Below are 24,496 nucleotides of genomic sequence, written 5' to 3'. Positions count from 1 at the left end.
AAATACGGTCTGAACAACAGTTAATCTACAATTTCATATATTTTGCGGTATACCGCCATTGAAATGTAATTTTTAACCCTTAAATCTAGGGTACTTACAAAAGCGTAACGCTAAAGGGAATATTTTGTCTCTATCATATACTGAACTACTTTCAGCTTTCGAGTTGGATGATAACATCGCTGCTTTAACTAATTCTGGTTATGGTATTGAACGTGAAGCCCTAAGAGTGTTGCCACAAGGTAAACTGTCAGATAAAGGTCATTATAAGGCGTTGGGTTCAACGTTAACCCATCCTAATATTACTACTGATTATGCGGAAACATTACTAGAATTTATTACGCCGGTGAGCCACTTGCCAGAGCGTACAATTGCACAGCTTGAAGATATTCAAAAATTTACCTTTGGCGAGATAAACGGTGAATTATTATGGCCCATGAGCATGCCGTGTTTTGTTGATTGTGAAAACAATATCGAACTTGCTTATTTCGGTGAGTCGAATATAGGCAAAATGAAAACGATTTATCGCCAAGGCTTAAAAAATCGTTATGGTAGTATGATGCAGGTAATTGCTGGTATTCATTTTAACTTTTCATTCTCACAAGATTTTTGGCTAAAATATCAATCATTTGAACAAAATGAACAACATTTACAAACCTATGTTTCAGACAAATACTTTGCATTACTTCGTAATTACAAACGTTTTTGTTGGCTTATACCTTATTTATACGGTAGCTCTCCAGCACTTTGTCCATCATTCTTAAAAAATAAGAAAACTGACTTACCTTTCAAAAAATCGTCTAAAGGCTATGTATATCTTGAACATGCAACATCGCTTCGCATGAGTGATTTGGGTTATACCAATAGTGAGCAGTCTTCATTGCATATTTGTTATAACGATCTACATGGGTATGTAAAAGGTGTTCAAGAGGCTATCAACATGTCTTCAGATAAATTTGCTGCAATCGGAGTAAAGGTTAATGGTAAATATCAGCAATTAAATGCTAATGTTTTGCAAATTGAAAACGAACTTTATGCTCCAATTCGCCCCAAACAGGTGGCTAAATCTGGTGAAAAACCTTCACAAGCGCTGTTAAATCGTGGTGTAGAATATGTTGAAGTACGTGCATTAGATGTAAATCCATTCTCTCCTACAGGAATAGACCTACAGCAAATGCTATTTTTGGAAGTGTTTTTGGCTTACTGTGCACTTCGCCCAAGCGACACATTAGATGCAGCACAGCAAGAGGTCTTAGATAAAAATATGGATGAAGTGGTTGTTCGGGGTAGAGACCCTGAATTACGCTTAAATGATGAGGGCGTTGAAAAGTCAATAACCGAATGGGGGCAAAGTTTATTTACAGAGATGGCTTCAGCAGCAGCTTTGTTAGATAAAGCTCATACTACACAGAAGTACTCAAAAGCATTAGCCGTAGAACAGGCTAAAATTATTAATCCTAACTTAACGCCTTCAGCAATATTGTTAAATTACTTAACGAAAGAAGAGGGAAGTTTAAGTAAGTTAGCACTAGATAAGGCCCAAGAGTATAAAGATTATTTACAAGCCCGTGATTATCAGTTCTACTCGCATGATTACTTTATCGAGCAAGCTCAATTGTCATTTGATAAACAGAAAGAAATTGAAGAAAGCGATAAAGTAAGCTTCGATGATTTTCTTAAAGGCTACTTTGGAAAGTGATGCTTAAATAGCTTGTTAAATTATTTATTTTTTACAGGTGTTGCTTACCTGTAATGTAAATAAAGCAATCTGTTTGAATTTTAGATAAAAAAAAGCGCGTAAGAAAACGCGCTATAAGAATAGAAAACAGTCCAAGGAAGTTAATTTGCTCTCGTTAATAAGACAAGTAAGACAAGTTTGAATTTTAAAAGTTCCAAATAAAAAAAAGCGCATTATTAAAATGCGCTATAAAAACATGAAACACTAAGGGAAATTAAGCCTCTCATAAAGTATGACTTCATACATCTCATTTAGTTCAAAAAAAAATAAATATTTTTAAACGCCCAAAAAAAAGCGCATTATTAAAATGCGCTAAAAACATGAAACACTAAGGAAATTAAATCTCTCGTAAGTTAAGAGTATGGATATTTCATTTAGTTCCACTTCTTTAATAATAATTAATCTGAATTCGGGATAAGCTAAGTACACCAAAGCTACGATTTAAACGTGATTTAATTGGTATTACATAAGTTCAACCTTGTATAAACACCAAATTAATCGCTGCAAAAATGCACAGTAAAGTTCAACACGCTCTAAGGTCTGGCTGAATATTTCTAAAAACAGGTAAAAAAAAAGCACGTAGTTACGTGCTTTAAAGCTCAAGGGAAATCATAAAATATGTCTTATAAAGTAAGACGAATGTAAACTAAATAAGTTCAAATTAATTAAAATTAATTAAAATTAATTTCAATACTGCATAATTTACTGATTTCTGGCATGATTAAGCCTTCAATGAAGTGGTTTCTGGGCTTAATAAAAACATGCTAAATAAAAAAGTGGTATTTTTAGCGAGTATTCTCGTTATAGGATTATCTAGCTGTGCGACCTCTCCGCCAAAAAACGCTGAAAATTTATGCGAAATATTTAAAGAACATAGAAGCTGGTACTTTGCCGCTAAAGATGTGCGCGATCGTTGGGGCGTACCTATTCATGTGCCAATGAGTATGATGTATCAAGAAAGCTCCTTTAAATCGAATGCTTTGCCTCCTAGAGACTACCTATTAGGCTTTATTCCATGGGGAAGGGTGAGCACTGCCTATGGTTATTCACAAGCTAAAACAATGACGTGGAATGACTATATCAAAGAAACAGGCAATTCAGGTGCAGACCGAGATGACTTTGAAGATGCAATAGATTTTATGGGCTGGTTTATATTTAAGACACAGCAAATTAATAAAATTTCTAAATGGGACGGTTATAACCAATACCTTAATTATCATGAAGGTTGGGGCGGGTTTAAGCGAAAAACTTATAAGAAAAAAGCTTGGTTAGTAAAAGTAGCTCGTACAGTAGACAATAGAGCACGTAAATATAGTGTTCAACTAAAGCGTTGTGAAGCCGATTTAAACAAAAGCTGGATATGGCGCTTGTTCTTTGGATAACTTTTTCAAAGCTACTTGCTTAAAGCTCATTTAGTGGCAAATTAAGTTGTTTTGTTACCTAGTCTGAAAGAATATGCAGAAATATAAAAGTATCAAAAAATATACCAAATTTTCTTATGTTTTTTATACAGCGCATTACTCATCTCAATTTTTATTTTACTTCAATTCTATCTGCATATTTCTTGCCAAAAACGCGATTTTTAGCGTAATTCAGCGCTAAGTCGCATGGCACATATAGTTTAAAAAAATGATAAAAAAAACGTGTTTTTTTGATAAATATAGTTTGCAAAATTAGAATGCTTTACCTGATTGGTCTTGACTTTGTTATCCACAGAAATTGTGGAAAATTAAATTATCGATCATAGCCTGTGGGTAACTTTGTTAATACTTTTGTAAGAAGTGTTAATTATCCACATAAGCATCATAGTTACCCCAGGTTGAAATTTTTGACTTTTTAAACTTGAATAAATAGCGAACGTAATAAGCTTTAATTATCGCGATGGCTTTTATCATAGTATTCAGGAATGACTCGAACTGTTTTGATCATGTTGTCGGTAACGTCAATTATTTCGACAGGATAACCCGCTATACGCACACTTAAATTAGCCTCAGGTATATCTTCTAAATGCTCAAGGATAAGCCCGTTTAAGGTTTTTGGTCCGCTAGTAGGAAAGTGCCAATTCATTTCTTTATTAACATCTCTTACTGTAGCACTACCATCAACAAGGTAGCTGTTATCGGGTTGTTTTGTTACCTCATCAGAGGTTGTTGGTGCCATTGTAGTGGTAAAATCACCTACAATTTCTTCTAAGATATCTTCCAATGTAACTAAACCTTGAATATCGCCATATTCATCGATAACTAGCCCTAAACGTTCTTTTGCATGCTGGAATTTAAGTAGTTGTACATTTAGCGGTGTACCTTCGGGAATAAAGTAGAGCTCTCTAACCGCCCTTAATAAGGTTGCTTTAGTAAATTGATTTTTAGATAAAAGTTTTAAAGCATCGCGCATGTGCACATAGCCGACAACGTCATCTATAGTGTCTCGATAAAGTAAAACTCGGGTATGAGTAGCTTGTGTTAATTGTTTTTGAATTTTTCGCCAGTCTTCATTAATATCAATGCCAACCAATTCACTGCGAGGCACCATAATGTCTTCAACAGTAACGTTTTCAAGGTCAAGAATTCCAACTAGCATGCTTTGATCACGCTCTGGTAGCATTACGCCCGCTTCGTTAACCACCGTCCTCAACTCTTCAGAGCTTAAGCTGTGCTGTTCGCGTTGTTCATGGCTAATTCCTAATAGCATTAATAGGCCATTAGTTATCCAATTAACGGCAACAACTAGCGGATATAGTACCTTAAGTAATACGGTTAAAATTATTGAGCTTGGGTAGGCTATTTTTTCTGGGTAGAGTGCAGCTAAAGTTTTTGGTGTGATCTCAGCAAAAACAAGAATTACTAATGTTAGTATTAACCCTGCATAAAATATCCCTGCATCTCCATATAAGCGCTCAGCGATAATTCCTGCAATAATTGATGCAAAAATATTAACTAAGTTATTTCCGATAAGAATTATCCCAATAAGTTTATCAGGTTGTCTTAACAGCTTACTTACACGGCGTGCGCCTTTGTGTTTTTCTTTCTCTAAATGCCTTAATTTGTAGCGATTAAGTGACATCATGCCTGTTTCAGAACTTGAGAAATAGGCCGAAATGAATATGAGTATGCCTAAAATGACAAACAACATATTGGTTGATATGGTTTCCAAACAGGGGTTCCTAATTTTACCTAATCAATGTACTAATACACTCGATAATCTCTTTATACCCTAAAAGCTAGTATAAGAGAAACTCTTTGACAAATCGACTGCCAAAATATGCCAATGTTAACAATGTTGTGGCAATTATTGTTAAAACAAGTACTCGGTGCCCACGCCAGCCTTTTTTAAAGTGTCCCCATAAAATCCAAGCATAAAATGTGAGCGCTATTATCGATAATACGGTTTTATGTGCATTATCTTTGCGAATAAAGTTTTCAATAAAAACAATGCCTAGAATTTGGCTTGCAAATAAACAAAACGTACCTATTGCAAGAATAATAAATAATTGTCCTTCAACTTGCATCAGTGGAGGCAGGTGATTAACAGCTAGTAAGTTTTTGCTTTTTAATTTCCAATTTATATAGGCCACTTGAAATGCATATAAGGTTGCAATAACAAGAACGCAGTATGCAATAAGCGCTAATGTGATGTGCGTAAATAAAATAGACTGCCCAGGCATAAGCGGTGTTTGGCTATGATGAGGAATGAAAATCATCGCTATTTGCCATATTCCAGCGAAACAATAAGCGACTGGTAAGAGTAAATTTACTTTATAACGTAAGGCCAATACGCTAACGGTTAAACATATAACTAAGCTTACTAAAGAGATAACATTCGGCAGCGCGAAATTAATTTGAGCTTGGCTAAAAATCAGTTGGTTGCTCGAGATCATATGCGCCAAAATCGACACACCAGCAACAGATAAAATTAAAATGAGGTTTGGGCCTTTAGTATGAAAGAGGCGAGTGACTAATAATGCAACACATATAAAGTAACCACACGCTGCAATTATCGCACTGATACTAAAAAGCTCCACTAAATTCTCCGCTATACAATAAGGTAATTATAAAATACTGCCTGATTTTATCAGAATAAAGTCACTAGGCTAGCGTTTTATTATTAATTAACCTGAATTCGGGATAAGCAAAGTTACTCAGTAAGCTATTTTTTAGCCTAGCTACGTTGAATTTGTTGCCAATAGCCCGCTATTGGATCAAAAAATTCGCCTTGATATTCACAAAACTATTAATATTGAGAAATAAAGGTTAGCTTTTTAAACAGTGAATAAAATTAAACTATTAAAAAATAATGTTTTATGTGAGAAAATCAACATTCATTAACCCGAGTTCAGGTTAATTAGCACAATGTTTAGTTTGATCTCAAAGATAATTACTTAAGCCTGGTCAGTAATTAATAGATTTTTGACATTCTGGGTTTTAGTTGTAATAGGTAAATATATACCCATATATCATACAAGGTGCTTAAATTAACTTGCCCTTGAACCAGCGGTTTGAGAAAGTAAACCAATAGGCACTCGAAAATTTACCCTTTCGCTTATTTATAGTGCGCGTATAATAGGGTGCTGTTTTATTTTTGTAATCAACCGCAGAGTTATTCATGTTTGAGAATCTTTCCGATCGTTTAACCAAAACGCTTAAAAATATCAGCGGCCGTGGCCGATTAACTGATGATAATATTAAAGAAACTTTACGTGAAGTCCGCATGGCTTTGCTTGAGGCGGACGTAGCTTTACCTGTAATTCGTGAATTTATTGCGAAGGTTAAAGAAAGTGCAGTGGGACAAGATGTTTCTAAAAGTCTTACTCCCGGTCAGGTATTCGTTAAAATAGTTCAAAAAGAACTTGAAATAGCGATGGGTGAAGTCAACGAAGCGTTAGACTTAAAAGCTACACCTCCAGCGGTAGTGTTAATGGCTGGTTTACAAGGTGCAGGTAAAACGACCTCTGTTGCCAAGCTATCTAAATACCTAAAAGAACGAGAGAAGAAAAAGGTATTGGTTGTTAGTGCCGACGTATATCGCCCAGCGGCTATCAAACAGCTCGAAACATTAGCAAAAGAGGTTGATGTTGAGTTCTTTCCAAGTGATATATCACAAAAGCCAATCGATATTGTAACTGCAGCGATAGATCATGCGAAAAAGCAATTTTTTGATGTGTTAATTGTTGATACCGCGGGTCGCCTTCATGTTGATGCTGACATGATGGGTGAAATACAGCAACTGCATGCGGCAATTAATCCTGTTGAAACCTTGTTTACTGTTGATGCCATGACAGGGCAAGATGCTGCGAACACGGCAAAAGCGTTTAATGATGCTCTGCCTTTAACCGGTATTATTTTAACAAAAACTGATGGTGATGCCAGAGGTGGTGCAGCACTGTCTATCCGACATATAACTGGTAAGCCAATTAAATTTATGGGGGTTGGGGAGAAAATAGAAGCGCTTGAACCGTTCCATCCTGACCGTATCGCTTCGCGTATTCTTGGCATGGGTGATGTATTATCACTTATTGAAGAAGTTGAGCAAAAAGTTGATCGTAAAAAAGCAGAGCAACTCGCAAAGAAAGTAAAGAGCGGTAAAGGTTTTGATTTAGAAGACTTTAGAGAGCAGCTTGTGCAAATGAAAAGCATGGGTGGCATGATGGGAATGATGGATAAGCTTCCGGGGATGGGCAATATTTCAGATAAAGTAAAAGATCAAATGGGCGATAAAGTCACCGTTCAAATGGAAGCTATTATTAACTCTATGACCCCAGGTGAACGTCAACGACCTGAAGTAATCAAAGGTTCTCGTAAGCGTAGAATTGCTGCTGGTTCGGGAACACAAATACAAGATGTAAATAAATTATTAAAACAATTTACCCAAATGCAAAAAATGATGAAAAAAATGTCTGGCAAAGGCGGTATGCAAAAAATGATGCGGTCTATGAAAGGAATGATGCCTCCTGGCGGAATGGGAGGACCAGGCGGCGGTATGTTTGGTCGTTAATTACTGTAAATATTTTTAAATTAATACCATAAGGTGCTTAACTCTTTTAAAGGTGTAAATGTCATTACTTTGAACATTACCTTAAAATAGTTGAGCGGTATATTAATGGTAGTGCAGCATGCAGTTGTGCTACCTTACCTTTACGTCGAATTTCCCTCACGTTTATTCTTGCATATTTTTTATTCATAGTACCGAGTAATACTTGCATTTCGTTTGAAAAAGCGTAGAATACGCGAGCTTTTCTGTTACCTGTGGTTTCAGAAAGTGTCTGGAAATTTTGTTTAACACTTAAATTATATAGAGGACGATATGGTTACCATTCGTTTAGCTCGTGGCGGCGCAAAGAAGCGTCCATTCTTTCAGGTTGTTGTTGCAGATAGCCGTAACTCTCGCGATGGTCGTTTCATCGAGAAAGTTGGTTTTTTCAACCCTTCAGCACAAGGTCAATCGGAAAAAATCCGTTTAGACTTAGACCGTGTCAACCATTGGGTTGGTCAAGGTGCAACTGTATCTGAACGTGTGGCCAAATTAGTTAAAGACGCTCAAGCAGCAGCTTAAATTAACTTTGGTAGGTTTTAGGAGTCATTGTGGAAGAAGTTAAAGAAATTATCCTTGGTAAAGTAGGTGCAGTCTACGGTATTAAAGGTTGGTTGAAGATACATTCATTCACCGATGAACAAGAAGCCATACTTGACTATTTTCCTTGGTCATTAAAATTAGGAAATAATACACAATTAGTAGAAATTACTGATTGGCGTAAACATAGCAACGGACTCATAGTGAAAGTGGGTGGAATTGATGACAGAGATCAAGCGCAAGCGTTGGTTGGCTCAGAAATTCTAGTCAAAGAAACTGCTTTGCCAGACTTACCGGAAGGTGAGTTTTATTGGCGAGACTTAATGGGAATGCAAGTTATAACTTCTTCAGGTTACGACCTGGGGACTGTTTCTGATTTATTAGAGACAGGCGCTAATGATGTACTGGTTGTGAAAGCAAACCGAAATGATGGCTTTGGTAAAAAAGAGCGTTTAATACCGTACCTTTTTGAGCAAGTTGTACAATCGGTAAGCATTGAAAACAAACAAATTTGTGTTGACTGGGATCCAGGTTTCTAACTTGTGAGTAACAGCGTTGAAAAAAGCAAGCTGTGGATAGGCGTTATTAGTTTATTCCCAGAAATGTTTGATGCTATTACTGAGTATGGGGTGACAGGCCGAGCAATTCGTAATGGGTTAATTGAATTTCATAAGTGGAATCCAAGAGACTTTACCCATGACCGACATCGCACTGTTGACGACCGACCTTACGGTGGTGGTCCAGGGATGTTGATGATGGTTCAACCGTTACGTGATGCCATTGTTGCAGCGAAACAAGCTGCAGTAGATAGTGGTGGAAATGCTAAGGTTATCTATTTATCACCTCAAGGACGGAAATTGGACCAAGCTGGTGTACATGAATTAGCACAGCATGACCGACTGATATTTATAGCAGGACGTTATGAAGGTATAGATGAGAGACTAATTGAGTCAGATATTGACGAAGAATGGTCTGTCGGAGATTACGTGTTAAGTGGTGGGGAATTACCTGCTATGAATGTAATTGATGCCGTAGCACGCTTTGTGCCAGGTGTATTAGGTCACAATTTATCTGCTGAGCAGGATTCATTTTCTGATGGCTTATTAGATTGTCCTCATTATACAAGGCCAGAAGTACTTGATACTTCAGCAGGGGATGTTAAATCAGTTCCTAAAGTGTTACTAAGTGGTGATCATGAACAAATTAGGCAATGGCGCCAATATCAGTCACTAGAAAGAACGTGGACTAGACGGCCAGAACTTTTAACTGACCTAGCTCTGACAGTAGAACAGGAAAAAATGCTAGCTTTAATAAAAGCGAAGCAGAGTACTGTTAATAACTGTGACACCTAGGAAGAAGGTAAATATGAGTAAAATTATTGAAATGCTCGAACAAGAGCAATTAAAAACTAATATACCAGCATTCGCTCCAGGCGATACTGTTGTAGTACAGGTTAAAGTAACAGAAGGTGAAAAATCACGTCTTCAAGCATATGAAGGTGTTGTTATTGCTGTTAAAAACCGTGGCATTAATTCAGCGTTCACTGTTCGTAAAATTTCGAATGGTGTAGGTGTTGAACGTGTATTCCAGACACATAGCCCAATTGTTGACTCAATTGAAGTGAAACGTCGCGGTGATGTTCGTCAAGCGAAATTATACTATCTTCGTGAGCGTTCAGGTAAATCTGCACGTATCAAAGAAAAATTGGCGAAAAGATAATTTATTATCCGCTCAATATTTCGTAAAGAAAGATTATAAAAAAAGCCTGAATAAGCAATTATTCAGGCTTTTTTGTTGTTGACTGTATAACTTTTCTTAAAGTATGAAAATACTTACTCGAGCTGTAGTTTTAACCGTTTCATTAATTATGTGATCTACTTTATACGCAGTGAAAACAGTCAAATACAAGACATATATTTTATAACTAGTTATTCAGGGCAATTAAGTTGCTGTATTGTCCACATAAGCTAGATCCATATAGCGATACTAATAAAATAAATAACGCAGCAGTTGATTGTTTTAGTCAGTAGAAATGATCACATAGTTAGTGAAATTTATTAATACTTAGCGAGTACTTTAACGGCATCAGTTACCGCCGCGTCGCTCACATAACCAATTGCATTTGGATCTTGGCTGACCAGCTTAATAACTTCAGCTTCATTATCTAACGCTTTTGGTGCTTGTCCTTTACCAGTGAAGATCAGTTTAGACCAATATGCTTTTATTTGACTTTCAGACTTACCCAGTACATTCTCAACAAAATCTGTTCTCGCCTGTCCACCCGATAAGTCTACTGGTACAGCTTGTGCTCCATCAGGAAAGGTTTTACTTTTTCCTAAGAATACTTTTTTTAAAGCACTTTCGTCTAAACTTGCATTATTTGATGGATGAACGATTATAGTTACAGCTGAGGCGTAAAAAGAAGTAAGCGACAGTACAACGAGCGTATGTTTTAATAATTTGTTCATTTTATTCTCCTAAAATTCGGTGTCTTTTTTAGCGCATAATTTGGGCTTATTAGGGTAATAGTCGTTAGTTTTGACAGTTGATTAATAACGTTAGACCTTAAAGCCTTTAGCAATAACTTCTAAATCGTTTGCTAGATGGGCTAAATCGCCGCTGACACTCGCTAACTCTTTTGATGCTTGATGCGTTTTAGCTGTGCTTGAGCTGATGTCATCAACATGTGTCACAATCTGTTTAGCTGAATCTGACTGTGCTTCCGTAGCGCTTGCAATATCGGCTGTCATTGAATTAATTTGAGCAACGGAACTGGTAATTTCTTTTAAAGATATCCCGGCTGCACTCACTTGTTCAACGCTGTTCTCAGCTAACTCTTTACCACTACTCATGGCATTTACAGCTTCTTTAGCCGCCGCTTGCAGTTTTTCAATTGTTGTTTGAATTTCTATCGTTGAATCTTGGGTTCTAGATGCTAGTGTTCTAACTTCATCTGCTACAACAGCAAAGCCTCGACCTTGTTCACCTGCACGTGCAGCTTCTATCGCGGCGTTTAATGCAAGTAAATTTGTTTGTTCGGCAATACCTCTGATTACATCTAAAATTACACCTACCTGATTTGCATCATTATCTAATTGGTCGATAACGTCTGAAGACTTTTCAACAGTTGCCGCAAGTTGATGAATAGTTGATACCGTTCTTTCAACCACTTCTGCTCCGTGGCTAGAGATTTTTGATGTTTCAGTAGAAGCTGATGCTGCCTGTGCGGCATTGTCAGCAACACTGTGAACACTAATATTTAAATTTTCTACAGCGTCTTTTGCATTTTGGGCACCTTGCTGTTGTGTCATGGTAATCGTGTTAGTTTGCTCAGCTGTAACACTAACTGTTGACGCCATTGTTGACAAAGGTAGGGCAATATCTACCACTTTTTTAATGGTAACTTGTAGTTTCTCAATAAAGCGGTTGAAGTAAATGACAAGTTCGCCCACTTCATCATTTGTTTTAGATTCTAATCTGATGGTTAAGTCACCTTCACCATCAGCCAGATCACGCAGAGAGTTTATTACATTGTTTAAAGAGGATGTGATACCTGCAATAATCGGAATTGCAGCACCAAAGAGTAAAGCAATAGTAATAAAACCCATTACATAGCCAGTGTTGACCAAATCCTCTGCAGATTCATTCGCATAAGAAATATCGCTCTCAAAAATTTCTACGTTTTTCTTATTGAATTGATCAACAGTAGCGGAGACCAGATCGAAAGCATCGCTCATTTCTTTTCCCATCTCAGGGAGCTTTTCATAGTTTATTGTGCCGTCTATCATTCCAAGTGATAAGGTTTTTGCTTGGCTATAATAGTTATCAAATTGGCTTTTCATTGTTTGTTTATCATTGCTAAACTCTGGAGAGATGGCGCCAATCTTATCAATGAGTTCATTAATGTGGCTCGCCAGTTTATTTGCTGTATCAATGGTATCTGCTTCTCCAGTAGTAACAGCACCGCTCAACATTTCAGAGATGCGCACAATTGAAACCGAAACCTCTTTTGAATATTGAACAACAGGAAACTGAACGTCTTTTGCTTTCGAGAGCATCTGTACGTTTTGATTCGCGGTTATAGTTGACAAAGAAAGGTAGAAAATAAAGCTTATTGACCCAATAATAGGGATTAAATAAATTTTCTTGGTTATCGATAATTTGTTTAAGAAATTCATAATTCTGATTCTAAAAAGTGTATCTAACTAAAAGATAGAACATATTTTTCAATTGTCTAAAAAATATTGTGGTTATTTCAACAGATTATTCATTGTATTTAATACCTTGATACATGAAAAGTCTATTTTAAAACATTGGTATTACAGAATAGTTTGCTAGTTTCTATAGCCCACATTATCGATAAATATTGCGAAGCTTTTTAACCTGAGTTAATGAAAGTTAGGTTATATTATTAAATGAAGCTAGGATTTAAGTGTTATTGATACCTATTTTACCTGAATTCAATAATTTAGCTAACTAAATACTAGGGCGCGTTGATCTTTGCTGTACATTTTTGCAGCGATTTATTTGGTGTTTATACAAGGCTGAACTTATGTAATGGGGTTGTTCCCCATAAATAAGTGAAAACGCCGTAGAAAAACCAAAGAGGCGCTGTCTTACGGATACGTTTAAACATGATTTACTTTTCGTTGCTTACACGGAAGTAGGTACTTAGCGTGAGCAGGACGCGGAAGCTGTCTAGCTCATTTATGTAGAATACTACACTTTATTCGCTACGCCTCAATTAAATCATGTTTAATTCGTACAAAATTTGTACTCGAAAGTTCAACACGCCCTAGAGTGTGTTGAGCATTGTGATAGAAATTATATACAAGTTAAACACTGTTAAATCACGGCACAGTCAACCAACTATAGCCTCTCTATATAAATGCACTAGTTAATCATCTTTAGCATAGTTATAGCGAGTAACACATTACATCAACTTTGCGACACAAAGTGCAATAATCGTAAACATGTACAATTTAACACACTGAACGGGTAGTTATAAAGTAAGTCGATGTGTGAATACATTTCTTTGACAGCGTTGTCATTGCTTTTTGCTAATGCAAATCTAAAACAACTTTAAGCGATCTCATACCCAATAATGCAATGCTATTCGACTTTAGTTGAGTAGGCGAATGATTTTAGTTGCTATATGATATTGGCATAACCAATTGAATGAGTTTTAGCAATCTCATGCTTTAAGCATATATTGTTTTAACCATTATAAATAATTACAGATTATAACAAGTTGAAATTGAAGGACTTCACATGAGAGAACTAAAAAGTTGTTATCCGGTGTTAGCACAATCAAAAGCTCACACTCATATTGATGCCGAAACCTATGAAACTATGTATAAGCAATCTATTGAGCAGCCAGATGCTTTTTGGGCCGAACAAGCCGATAAATTTCTTGATTGGTATCAGCCATGGGACGCAGTAAGCGAAGGTGATTTAAAAAATGCAGACATAAAATGGTTTTCCGGCGGAAAATTAAATGTTAGCTATAACTGTATTGACCGTCACTTACCGACAAAAGCAAATGATGTAGCAATAATATGGGAAGGAGATGATCCTAATGACGATAAGAAAGTCACTTATCAAGAACTACATGATAATGTTTGTCGCTTTGCTAACTTGTTAAGAGCGAGGGGTGTAAAAAAAGGTGATCGCGTTTGTATTTATATGCCAATGATCGTTGAAATTGGTTATGCAATGCTCGCTTGTGCTCGAATTGGTGCTGTTCATTCTGTTGTGTTTGGCGGTTTTTCTACTGAAGCAATTCGTTCTCGTGTGATAGATGCTGATTGCCAAGTTGTTATCACCTCAGATGAAAGCTTAAGAGGCGGGCGTGTGATTCCGCTAAAAGCGAATGTTGATGCTGCTGTAGCAGACTGCGACAATGTACACACGGTAATTGTTGTTGAGCGTACAGGCGGCGATGTGGCTTGGAATGATAAGATTGATATTAAATATCAAGAGTCGGTCGCTAATTTACCCGCTGTGTGTGAACCCGAAATAATGGACGCTGAAGACCCACTATTTATCCTGTATACATCTGGCTCTACTGGTACACCTAAAGGTGTATTACATACCTGTGGTGGTTATTTACTTTATGCCGCAATGACCCATAAATATGTATTTGATTATAAAGAGGGTGAAATCTATTGGTGTACCGCTGATGCTGGTTGGATCACAGGTCACTCTTATATCTTTTACGGTCCATTAGCTAATGGGGCAACGACACTCGTCTTTGAAGGCGTACCTACTTACCCAGATGCCGGACGTTTTTGGCAAGTCTGCGATAAGCATAAAGTTAACGTATTTTATACTGCGCCAACAGCTATTCGCGCACTTATGAGTGTAGGTGATGAATTTGTAACCAAATCTAAACTGTCATCTTTACGCCTTTTAGGCACCGTTGGTGAACCAATCAACCCAGAAGCGTGGCATTGGTATTACGAAGTGGTGGGTAAATCAAAATGCCCAATTGTTGATACGTGGTGGCAAACAGAAACTGGCGGCATTTTAATTACGTCGTTACCAGGTGCTGTGGATATGAAACCAGGTGCTGCTGGTAAACCATTTTTTGGTGTTAAGCCGGCTATATTTGATAAAGACGGCAATACACTAGAAGGTGAATGCGAAGGGTTACTCGTAATGACTGGCAGCTGGCCAGGGCAACTAAGAAGTGTATATGGTAATCATGAGCGCTTTTATGAAACTTATTTGAGCCAATACCCTGGTAATTACTTTACTGGTGATGGTGCACGTAGAGATGAAGATGGCTTTTATTGGATTACAGGACGTGTAGATGATGTGTTAAATGTGTCTGGACACCGTTTGGGAACAGCTGAAATAGAAAGCGCCTTAGTATTACATCCTGCTATTGCTGAAGCTGCAGTAGTTGGTTATCCGCATGAAATAAAAGGGCAAGGTGTTTATGCTTATGTCACCTTAATGGGGAATGCAACTGAATCAGACGCATTACTTAAAGAGCTAACAGAGTTTGTCGCTAATGAACTTGGCCGCTTTGCAAAGCCTGACTATATTCAGTATGCGCCAGGTTTACCTAAAACACGTTCAGGCAAAATAATGCGTCGTATTTTACGTAAAATTGCTGAAAATGATCTTGGTACATTAGGAGACACTTCTACCTTGGCAGATCCGACTGTTGTCGATAATTTAATCGCTAATAGGATAGTTCATCGTTAAGCTACATGCCCTAATAAAGTAAACTTTAAAAGCGTCTTTTGACGCTTTTTATTTTTATAACTTAAGCACACGCAGTCTGGGTTAAGTTGCTTTACTCAATAATGTTATTTAAGCGGTATCTGCGCTCTTTTTATCCTCAATAACAAAACATTGGTTTGTAAAAACATTTTGATAAGCGCTTTAATTCCATCTAGAGGCTGTATCAAAAGGGTTAAAGTCATAAATAATAATTTTTAATTAATTTATTGTCATAAAAATCAGGTGATTATCAACCCCGCTAACTCGAACAGAGGTTAAGTACTTTGCAAGTAGCTAAATAGCGTGTAAGATATTCATTACAAAGTAAGTAAACAAAAGTGTACAAAAGAAGAGCTTCATGTTTAAGCAAAATTATCAATATTATTTTTATTATCCTTTCTTTAGCTAAGCCCCGCTTTTAGCTTTATTCATCTATATTTAATTAAAACTCGCTGTAAAAATTGGAACACATTATGTCACAACAACACTCACAATCACCTGCTCATAAGAGTACGTTAAACGATATTCATGTTAATGCTGAAGAGGTGTTAATTACACCAAATGAGCTAAGAGAAGCATTACCTTTACCCGCTAAAGGAAGAGCTTTTGTTGAGTCAGCACGTGAAGTCATTTCTAATATTATTCATAAAAAAGATCACAGACTATTAGTGATTGCAGGTCCTTGTTCTGTGCATGACTTAGATGCGGCAAAAGAATATGCTAAAAAGCTGAAAGTACTACATGATAAATACCAAGACAGTTTATACATTGTAATGCGTGTATATTTTGAAAAGCCACGCACCACCGTTGGCTGGAAGGGACTTATCAATGATCCTCATATGGATGGAACGTTTGATGTAGAGGCAGGTTTAAAAATTGCACGAGAGTTATTGCTTTATTTAACAGAGCTCGGCTTGCCATTAGCCACTGAAGCTTTAGACCCTATTAGCCCACAATATTTAGCAGAGCTATTTAGTTGGTCTGCAATAGGAGCTCGTACAACAGAGTCACAAACACACCGTGAAATGGCTAGCGGATTATCTATGCCGATTGGCTTCAAAAATGGTACAAATGGGAGCTTAGATGTTGCAATAAATGCATTACAGTCTGCAGCGTCTTCGCATCGTTTTATGGGTATTAACCGTAAAGGACAAGTTGCGCTAATAAAAACATCTGGTAACCCTGATGGGCATGTAATACTTCGAGGAGGCTCGAAACCAAACTATGATGCCAAGAGTGTTACTTTGTGTGAAGACTCGCTTTCAAAACAAGGGTTAGTACCAGGTATTGTTGTTGATTGTTCGCATGGGAACTCTAATAAAGACTACCGCCGTCAACCGCTTGTGGCTGATAATGTTTTTGAGCAAATATGCAGTGGTAATAAATCGATCATTGGCATTATGCTTGAAAGTCATCTAAATGCAGGTAATCAAAGTGCAGATTTGCCAAGAAATGAATTAAAGTATGGTGTGTCAGTAACAGATGCTTGTATTAACTTTGCTGAAACAGAAGCCTTGATCGACAATGCAAGTAAAAAACTAGCAACGGCACTTAAGCAACGTATTATTAACTGCTAAATTAACTTATTAAAATTTAGAGCACTATATGGATACAAAGCAGGTAGCACAAAAGCTTTCAGCCTTGAGAGAGCAAATTGATGATATTGACAGCCAGTTGGTACAACTACTGGCTAAACGAAGAATAGTTACTACCAAGGTCGGTGAGCTAAAGTCCAAAGTTGGTATGCCGATATTCGCACCAGAACGTGAAACCGAACTATTAACTAAAAGAAGGGAACAAGCGAAAACTGTTGGCTTGTGCCCCGACTTAATTGAAGATGTTTTACGCCGATTAATGCGAGATTCATATGTTAGCCAAGACGCAAGTGGCTATCGGTGTGTAAATACTGATTGTAACAAAGTAGTTGTTGTAGGGGGAGCAGGTCAATTAGGGCACGTGTTTGTTGATCTTTTTCAGCGTTCTAATTACCAAGTGGCAATTTTAGAGCAAGATGATTGGCAAAATAGCGATACTATTCTAAATGAAGCGAGTTTAGTGATTGTTGCTGTGCCAATACGCTTAACCTCTCAAATTATTAACAAACTTAACAATTTGCCGAAAGAGTGTATTTTAGCTGATATCACTAGTGTTAAAGAGTCACCCTTATATGAAATGCTTAATATTCATAGCGGGCCAGTATTAGGCTTGCATCCAATGTTCGGTCCTGATGTATCAGGACTCATTAAACAAACCATTATAGTGTGTGACGGGCGCGGTGCTGATAAATATCAATGGTTGTTAGAACAATTTAGAGTATGGGGAGCCAAAACGTATTCAGTTGATGCAACAGCGCATGACCAAGCAATGTCTATGGTGCAAGTAATGCGACATTTTTCAACAATAGCCTACGGGTATCATTTAATGACAGAAGGCGCTGATATTGCGCAGCTTGTTGAAATGAGCTCACCCATTTATCGATTAGAATTAATTATGGTGGGCCGTTTATTTGCACAAGATCCAATACTTTACACTGATATTATTTTTGCAGATAAAGACAATGTCGCAATGATGAAACGTTTTGCTTATCGTTTTTTAGAGTTGCTTGAAGATGTAGAAATGTCTGACAAAGCAGCATTTGTTACTATGTTTAATCAAGTGGCTGATTGGTTTGGCGACTATGCCGAGTTATTTTTGCAAGAAAGTAAGGGCATGTTGTTAAAAGCTACCGAGCTTAAAAGAGATTAAATATTACCGCTTTTGCTAGCGTTAGATTTCTTGTAAAATCAATAAAATTTCACTTGCCTGAAATGGGTTAATTATGTTCTTAAACAATCGGATAAAAGTATTTCTTATCGCCTTGAGTTTTACTACTAATAGCTTTGCCAGTGTTGAAAAGCAAAGTGCCAATAAGCCAACAATGGCTATTGGTAATATTAACTCAGAACAATTATTATCCACTTACACAGACTTTAGCCAAGAGTTTGAAGCGTTTAGTGTATCTGAAGCTGAAATGAAACAAGTAGCCGCTTGGCCAAATACAGTAACGATAGATGTGTTTTTTGGCAGTTGGTGTCATGACAGCGTTCGTGAAGTTCCGCGATTACTTAAAGCGGTAAATAAACAAGTAAAAGTGAACTTAATCGGTTTAGACTACCTAAAATCTGAGCCGCTAGGACGAGCCTTACAAGCCGAAATTAAGTTTACACCAACATTTATTGTTTACTTAAATAATAAAGAATTAGGGCGAATTGTAGAGCGACCAACCGGTAGTTTAGTGACCGATATTGATAATTTAATTAAAACGGCAAGCTAGCCGTTTTTTATTGCTGTATTAATACTAAATATTTAACCTGAATTCGGGATAAGCTAAGTACACCAAAGCTACGATTTTTATGCGTATCTGCGTTGCCTGCATGGACGTAGGTACTTGGTTTTTGTCTGGAACTAAAAAAACCGTTAATTTGCTACTAATAGCCGGCTATTAGGTACACAAATCAGCCTTGAACCACACAAAACTTTTAGCATTGGTAGTAAAAGTGCACATAGAACTTGTGAAAAAAAATAATTTAAAGCATTGTAAAACATTACTTTTTCTTTTTTTTGCGCGCATCCATTATCCCGAGCTCAGGTTATTTAGCAAAAAATAAAGTTGATAACAAAAAACTTTACTCAATCACTTAAACAAACAATGTTTAGCGTAGTCTTTTGCTTCTGTAGCTGTCCAATCACCCTTTGGTTTCTCTTTTAATTGCTCACACCATGCTTTAGTGCCAACTTCTGGAGCGCATGCAACAATGGTGAAACAACATAAAAGTAGTAGGATAAGTTTTTTCATTTTTAACTCCATTTAATGGCTAGGTATTATTTATGTGGAATAAAGGTACTAGCAACATTGGCTATTTCGTCAACAGAGTGTTCTAAGGTTGCCATTTGCTCTGCAACAATATCTGTTTGTGACCATGTTTGTTCGATAGTTTGTTTAACAGCTAAAATATGATTGTTCATTTCATCAGAGATGACACTTTGCTCCTCTGCAGAGCTTGCTATTTGATTAGCTGCACTGTTCACTTTTTCTAATTGTTCGACCACTTGGGCTATTTTTATATTTGACGAGTCAGCAGTGGCGACACAGAGCTCTGCTTCTTCTTTATTTTTTTTCATCAAACTAACCCAGTCTTCAATAGTGGCTAACATTAGTGAGAGTCGTTCATGAATTTGCTTAGCAGAATCTTGAGTACGTGAAGATAAGCTCCTTACTTCATCAGCAACAACGGCAAACCCTCGGCCCTGTTCACCAGCGCGAGCCGCTTCTATTGCGGCATTTAAAGCAAGTAAGTTTGTTTGATCAGCAATTGATTGAATGTCTTCCATCAATTCGCCAACACTGTTGGCAGAGTCGGTTAAATTACCAGCGGAGGCTGAAGCACTTTCTACAGCAAGGGCTAAGTGTTTAATTTTACTGGTTGTATCAATTATGCCACTTTTGGCAAGCTCACACTGTTGATAGGTGTCGTCTAATTCATGTGCAACAGAAACTGTACTGTTTGCAATTTCAGACGTGGAGGCTTGCATCTGTTCCATTGCATGACCTAGTAACTCAACTTTGTCTTTTTGTTGGTGTAAATTATTACGAGTAAGCTCAATGCCTGATAATACTTTTGCTAGCACACTTTTTATTGGTGTAGCGGCATCTAAAGTGCGTTCTAAAATGGCTTTAAGTTTGGTTTTGATCATTGAGAAGTTAAAGTCGAAAACACTTGCAGTACCAGTACCAAAGTATACTTTTCGAGAGATAGAATCGTACACTTTTTGTAATTGTTGTGCCCTAATAGCCGTAGGAATTATGTCTTGCCAAAAGATTAGTATGGGGGCCATTGCGCTAAGTGCTGCAATAATGGAAGCAACGATGCCAAGTTTATAAAAAATAATACTTTGTGAAACGAGCGTCAGTAGCACTAAAAAGATAAATTTATGATTTTTGGTTAGCTCAAATGTGGTCCACGAGTTATTGTCATTCAGGCCTTGGTAAATTTTTTGTGCTTGTTTTATTCGAGGTTCAGTAGCTAATTGGCAGATGGTTTGGTAACCAATTATTTTACCCTGTTGGTACTGAGGGGTGATAAAGGCATCAAGCCACTGACTGGCACCTGTCGTGTCAGTAATTCGTAACAATCCTTGCCAAGAATAGCCTTTATTTAGCGTTTCTTGTAACTCTTTAAGTACGTAAGTTGGCATATCGTTATGAGTTAGCGAACTACTGCGCATGCTGAGTAGCTCACTCTCATTGTATTGTGTTAGCTGACAAAAATTATCATTAACATAAGTATACTGGCCAGTGGTGTCTGTTACGTAAATATATTGTACAGTTGACATGCTTTAGAACACTCTTCTTAAATTAACTAGTGCTTAAACCTTTAAGCTAAATTAGTGAATTAGGTTTAAAACTTGTATGAAATACCCACAGAAATATTAGCTTCCATAAATACACTGCTTTCAAATTTGGCATGACATTGCTCAGCTTGACAAAATAAAGTGTCGTCAGGATCAACTAATGTCGCATAGCCTCTAAGCTCGGTAACAAAAGAAAAGTTATCATTAATTTTATATTGGGTACCGATGGCAATGGTGGCTGAGCCATATAATTCTTCGTCGTAATCACTTTTGAAGTACGCCCCCCCTAAACCTATAGACAAGGTAGTAAGGTAGTTTTGCTGGCGAAACTGAGCAATACCATTAAAGTGGGTGTATAGTATATCAAGTGATTGTTTTTCTTGGTTAACATCACTAGTAAAGTCGTGATTAACAAAGTTGATTAATACTTGCCCTTGACCTGTCGGCGTATCTTGCCACGCAATACCTAAGCCTATATTTGTGCCACTTGAAAGCGATAGCGAATTATTACCGGTATTTTGTTCTAGATCAGAGCTACTCATTTGCCCTATCAATGGGGTTATTTCAAAATCAGTTGCTGATGATTTTGCACTTAGTAAGCTTAAACAAATAATAAATGCCGAAAGAAGGTGTTGCTTGGGCATGTTTTGGTATCCTTTTACTGATTTTAGCAGTCTAGATTACTATGGTTAGTGATGTTTTCAAGCTAAAAAATACTTTTATTAGGGTTTAATGATCTATCACAGTATTGTTGGAAGCATTAACATACGAACTTTAATAAGTAGGTTAACCACCATCAGTAATGCACATCACTGATGATGATTATTCTTTTACTTATCAAGTTTAATTACCAAATAACTTACCTAATTCTTTTTTAGCTTTGTCTTTAACTTTGTTTTGTAATTCTTCGTCGTTGAGCTTTTCTGTTAACTTGTCTTTTAATTTATCTTTAAGAATGTTTTTTTGCTCTTTTTTAGCTTCTTTCCAGATCATTGATAAGGCTTCTTTTACAATGTCAGAGCCAAGTTCACTTGCTGGAAGGCCTTCTGGACCACCAATATTTGTTAGATTAATATTAGGTAAGGTAACTTGATGTGCTTTATTGCCAAAAGCCGTTAAGTCAACGGTGAGGTTTGTATTTTCGAGAATAACTTTAGACACCGATATCTTAGGCTCAGCTCCTGTTGAAGCTGTTTTATCTTTTTGAGTGCTTGTGCCAATATTCTTATTAATAATATCTAACAGATCTTGAATATTCGAGTCGCCATTTTCTTTTAGTTGTACAAACGCTTGTGGTGCTTTAATAATAACAGCATCTATAACGATAGGGGTTTTAGTGAGACTTGATAGGTTTATATCAAGTGTGGTTTCCGCTAAGGTAAACGCATTAGGATAGTCGTATCCTGATGGGTTAGGGATTTTTAAACCTTTAATTGTGCCCGAACCTTCTGTTAATGCTATATCTACGGAGCTTACTTTTACTTGTTGCTCTGTAATATTTAAACCCACACTTTCAATTTGTGTTTTAACAAAGTCGTTGAGTGAGCCGTTAGCTAAAAACCATAGTGAACCGCCTAATAGGATAAGTACAACAACTAAAAATGTAGCGAGAATCTTCATATTTAAAAAACCTAAGTTAACGAGTGAATGAATAATAAGGTTATCTTAGCCTGATTTTAATGATTTTGCTTTATCAGGCATGAGAAAACCTTATATTTAAGTGTTGAAAGCACTACTAGGAACGCTTGTTGGATTAATATGCTCGATTGGGTAGCAGCCTAACACTTTGATAAAGTTAGTTTGTGGTGTAATTTCTGCGATAGCTTCTTGTAAAGCAATGCTTTTAATGTTGGCTTCAACATCAATATAAAACATTTCTTCCCAAGGTCTTCCTTGAATAGGGCGAGACTCTAACTTACACATATTTATGCCTTTATCTTTAAGTACTATTAAGCATTCCACTAACGCCCCAGGCTTTTGACCAGTTGCTAACACAATAGCTGTTTTTGCAGGTATTTGCTCAGCTACGTCAATAGCTTTTCTGGCAACTAAAATAAAACGGCTATGGTTTTCACTTTGGTTTGCTATTGATTTTTCCAAGGCGTGTAATTTGTATAGTTTTCCGCCTTCTTCACTGCCAATTACAGCAACTTCATCGCTTTGTAGTTCATAAGCTTGTGCCATTGCATCGGCAGTGCTTTCACAATATTCAATACGAATATTGTGTTGTTTATCTAAGAAATTACTACATTGGGTAAATGGTTGCCCATGCGCGTATATCGTTTTTATCTTATCTAAACGGGTATTTACTGCGGTTAACAGGCAGTGTTCAATAGGCTGTGTAATTTCGCCAACAATGGAAAGGTTGGTGTGCTGTAATACATCATAAACTTCGTTAATACTGCCAGAACTAGTGTTTTCAATTGGTAACATGCCATAGTCAACGTGGCCAGACTCAACTTGTGTCATTATTTCTGCAAAACTTTGACATCCAAATTCAATGATTTTTTCAGCTCTTCGTGAAAAATAACGATGGCTTGCAAGGTAGCTATAGGAACCTTTGTCACCTAAAAAAGCAACGCTTACTGTTGGCATTTCAATATTAGGATTAGCAAGTGTTTGTAAGTATGCTTGTTGATTTAACACAGAGTCTTCAATAATTGTCTGAAAAATACTGGTAACGTAATGTGCATCTAAACCTAATGTTTTACCTTGTTTTATAAGGCGAATAAGCAGTTCTTGTTCACGTTGTTGATCTCTTACTGGTCGAACTTGATGTGCCTTACTTTTAGCAACATTGAGGGTGAGCGAACGACGTTGTGCAAATAAACTTAATAAGTTTTGATCTAACTGGGTTATTTTTTCTCGTATTTTAGTTAAGTCTAGTTCTTCGTTCACGTTTATATTCCTACTTTATCACTTGCTACACAACATAAAAAAACCTCCAATTGGAGGTTTCGTCTTTAAAAAATTTATTCGACAAGAAACTCTCCCTTAGTAAACTAAGGAAAAAAGAAGAGAGTAAAGAGAAAAGTAAATATTCTGTCGTTCATTACCTTACTCTATCTAGGGTCTTGGTTTAGTTCAAGTGTTTATTTATCTATAATCTAAATAACTTAAGTAGAAATTAGCTATTAACTATTAACTATTAAGCCGAAGTTTACTTAAGCTTTAAATAGGTAAACATTGTATAACTATAGCCAGCGTGGTGCCAAAGCCGATAAACCACACTAGTGAACGCAAAGTTCCCCAGTTAAGTAGGTATAAAATGTGATAGCACAAGCGCGCAATAACATGAGTTATAGCAAGTTGTTCTATCAGGCTACCGGTATTATTGGTTGCTATTGCAAGTAACAGTGCTGGTGCAAACAGAATTAACGACTCAAAAGCGTTTTGATGTGCAGCTAAAGCTCTTGCGCCAAAACCTGTGAGTGTTGCTTGTTGAGCTCTAGGGTTATTGTTGTCATATCTCCCTAATTTATTTTGCGCATAAGCAACCGGCCCTTTACTGAGAATTGGCAGTAATATTGTAATAAACAAGCACCAAATTAATATTGACATAGTTTTTCC

Annotated in this window: 21 protein-coding genes; 11 read left to right on the top strand and 10 right to left on the bottom strand. The window is 36.9% G+C overall.

Annotated features, from left to right (window positions below; translation table 11 throughout):
• Positions 1-124 precede the first annotated feature (124 nt).
• Positions 125-1,696 carry a glutamate--cysteine ligase gene (gshA, locus tag QUD79_RS13995; RefSeq protein WP_184420931.1) on the top strand — a complete coding sequence of 524 codons (1,572 nt, stop codon included), beginning with the start codon at positions 125-127 and terminating at the stop codon, positions 1,694-1,696.
• A gap of 800 nt (positions 1,697-2,496) precedes the next feature.
• Positions 2,497-3,117: a transglycosylase SLT domain-containing protein gene (locus QUD79_RS13990; protein WP_184420933.1), complete on the top strand. Its 621-nt coding sequence runs from the start codon at positions 2,497-2,499 to the stop codon at positions 3,115-3,117.
• A gap of 487 nt (positions 3,118-3,604) precedes the next feature.
• Here QUD79_RS13990 and QUD79_RS13985 read toward each other — a convergent pair whose 3' ends face one another.
• Both QUD79_RS13985 and QUD79_RS13980 read right to left on the bottom strand, forming a co-directional pair.
• Positions 3,605-4,888: an HlyC/CorC family transporter gene (locus QUD79_RS13985; protein WP_184420935.1), complete on the bottom strand. Its 1,284-nt coding sequence runs from the start codon at positions 4,886-4,888 to the stop codon at positions 3,605-3,607.
• Between the two features lie 67 nt (positions 4,889-4,955).
• Positions 4,956-5,756 (bottom strand): cytochrome C assembly family protein, encoded by an 801-nt coding sequence (locus tag QUD79_RS13980; RefSeq protein WP_286288763.1) that lies wholly within the window; start codon positions 5,754-5,756, stop codon positions 4,956-4,958.
• Between the two features lie 581 nt (positions 5,757-6,337).
• Here QUD79_RS13980 and ffh point away from each other — a divergent pair.
• From ffh to rplS, 5 genes are all read left to right on the top strand, one after another.
• Positions 6,338-7,726, top strand: coding sequence for a signal recognition particle protein (ffh, locus tag QUD79_RS13975; RefSeq protein WP_184420937.1), 1,389 nt, complete (start codon positions 6,338-6,340; stop codon positions 7,724-7,726).
• 309 nt (positions 7,727-8,035) lie between these two features.
• Positions 8,036-8,284 (top strand): 30S ribosomal protein S16, encoded by a 249-nt coding sequence (gene rpsP / locus QUD79_RS13970; protein WP_184420939.1) that lies wholly within the window; start codon positions 8,036-8,038, stop codon positions 8,282-8,284.
• Positions 8,285-8,310: 26 nt separating this feature from the next.
• Entirely contained in the window at positions 8,311-8,841 is a 531-nt protein-coding gene (gene rimM, locus QUD79_RS13965; RefSeq protein ID WP_184421824.1) for a ribosome maturation factor RimM, read from the top strand.
• Positions 8,842-8,871: 30 nt separating this feature from the next.
• Entirely contained in the window at positions 8,872-9,654 is a 783-nt protein-coding gene (gene trmD / locus QUD79_RS13960) for a tRNA (guanosine(37)-N1)-methyltransferase TrmD (RefSeq protein WP_184421827.1), read from the top strand.
• A 13-nt stretch (positions 9,655-9,667) separates the two neighbouring features.
• The gene (rplS, locus tag QUD79_RS13955; protein ID WP_184420941.1) at positions 9,668-10,021 is read left to right on the top strand and encodes a 50S ribosomal protein L19; all 354 of its coding nucleotides are present in this window, start codon (positions 9,668-9,670) and stop codon (positions 10,019-10,021) included.
• Between the two features lie 338 nt (positions 10,022-10,359).
• Here rplS and QUD79_RS13950 read toward each other — a convergent pair whose 3' ends face one another.
• Both QUD79_RS13950 and QUD79_RS13945 read right to left on the bottom strand, forming a co-directional pair.
• Positions 10,360-10,770, bottom strand: coding sequence for a type 2 periplasmic-binding domain-containing protein (locus QUD79_RS13950; RefSeq protein WP_184420943.1), 411 nt, complete (start codon positions 10,768-10,770; stop codon positions 10,360-10,362).
• Between the two features lie 90 nt (positions 10,771-10,860).
• The gene (locus QUD79_RS13945) at positions 10,861-12,360 is read right to left on the bottom strand and encodes a methyl-accepting chemotaxis protein (RefSeq protein ID WP_286288755.1); all 1,500 of its coding nucleotides are present in this window, start codon (positions 12,358-12,360) and stop codon (positions 10,861-10,863) included.
• A gap of 1,213 nt (positions 12,361-13,573) precedes the next feature.
• Between QUD79_RS13945 and acs the strand changes: the two genes are divergently transcribed.
• From acs to QUD79_RS13925, 4 genes are all read left to right on the top strand, one after another.
• Entirely contained in the window at positions 13,574-15,517 is a 1,944-nt protein-coding gene (gene acs / locus QUD79_RS13940) for an acetate--CoA ligase (protein WP_184420947.1), read from the top strand.
• 491 nt (positions 15,518-16,008) lie between these two features.
• Entirely contained in the window at positions 16,009-17,112 is a 1,104-nt protein-coding gene (locus QUD79_RS13935; RefSeq protein ID WP_184420949.1) for a 3-deoxy-7-phosphoheptulonate synthase, read from the top strand.
• Positions 17,113-17,140: 28 nt separating this feature from the next.
• Positions 17,141-18,280, top strand: coding sequence for a bifunctional chorismate mutase/prephenate dehydrogenase (gene tyrA, locus QUD79_RS13930; protein ID WP_184420951.1), 1,140 nt, complete (start codon positions 17,141-17,143; stop codon positions 18,278-18,280).
• Positions 18,281-18,353: 73 nt separating this feature from the next.
• Positions 18,354-18,848 carry a TlpA family protein disulfide reductase gene (locus QUD79_RS13925; protein WP_184420953.1) on the top strand — a complete coding sequence of 165 codons (495 nt, stop codon included), beginning with the start codon at positions 18,354-18,356 and terminating at the stop codon, positions 18,846-18,848.
• 360 nt (positions 18,849-19,208) lie between these two features.
• On the opposite strand, the gene QUD79_RS13920 is transcribed toward QUD79_RS13925, so the two are convergent.
• From QUD79_RS13920 to QUD79_RS13895, 6 genes are all read right to left on the bottom strand, one after another.
• Positions 19,209-19,370 carry a DUF3012 domain-containing protein gene (locus QUD79_RS13920; protein ID WP_184420956.1) on the bottom strand — a complete coding sequence of 54 codons (162 nt, stop codon included), beginning with the start codon at positions 19,368-19,370 and terminating at the stop codon, positions 19,209-19,211.
• Between the two features lie 26 nt (positions 19,371-19,396).
• Entirely contained in the window at positions 19,397-20,908 is a 1,512-nt protein-coding gene (locus tag QUD79_RS13915) for a methyl-accepting chemotaxis protein (RefSeq protein ID WP_184420958.1), read from the bottom strand.
• 65 nt (positions 20,909-20,973) lie between these two features.
• Entirely contained in the window at positions 20,974-21,570 is a 597-nt protein-coding gene (locus QUD79_RS13910; RefSeq protein ID WP_184420960.1) for an outer membrane beta-barrel protein, read from the bottom strand.
• Between the two features lie 199 nt (positions 21,571-21,769).
• The gene (locus QUD79_RS13905; protein WP_184420962.1) at positions 21,770-22,546 is read right to left on the bottom strand and encodes an AsmA family protein; all 777 of its coding nucleotides are present in this window, start codon (positions 22,544-22,546) and stop codon (positions 21,770-21,772) included.
• Between the two features lie 96 nt (positions 22,547-22,642).
• On the bottom strand, positions 22,643-23,824 hold the full coding sequence (pheA, locus tag QUD79_RS13900) for a prephenate dehydratase (RefSeq protein ID WP_184420964.1): 1,182 nt from the start codon (positions 23,822-23,824) through the stop codon (positions 22,643-22,645).
• Positions 23,825-24,097: 273 nt separating this feature from the next.
• Entirely contained in the window at positions 24,098-24,487 is a 390-nt protein-coding gene (locus tag QUD79_RS13895; protein ID WP_184420966.1) for an MAPEG family protein, read from the bottom strand.
• Positions 24,488-24,496: the final 9 nt, after the last annotated feature.

This window comes from Thalassotalea piscium (genome assembly GCF_030295935.1).
Classification (GTDB): Bacteria; Pseudomonadota; Gammaproteobacteria; order Enterobacterales; family Alteromonadaceae; genus Thalassotalea_B; species Thalassotalea_B piscium.
The sequence above is the reverse complement of the archived record's forward strand: the minus strand, read 5'-3'. Positions and strand labels throughout refer to the sequence as shown.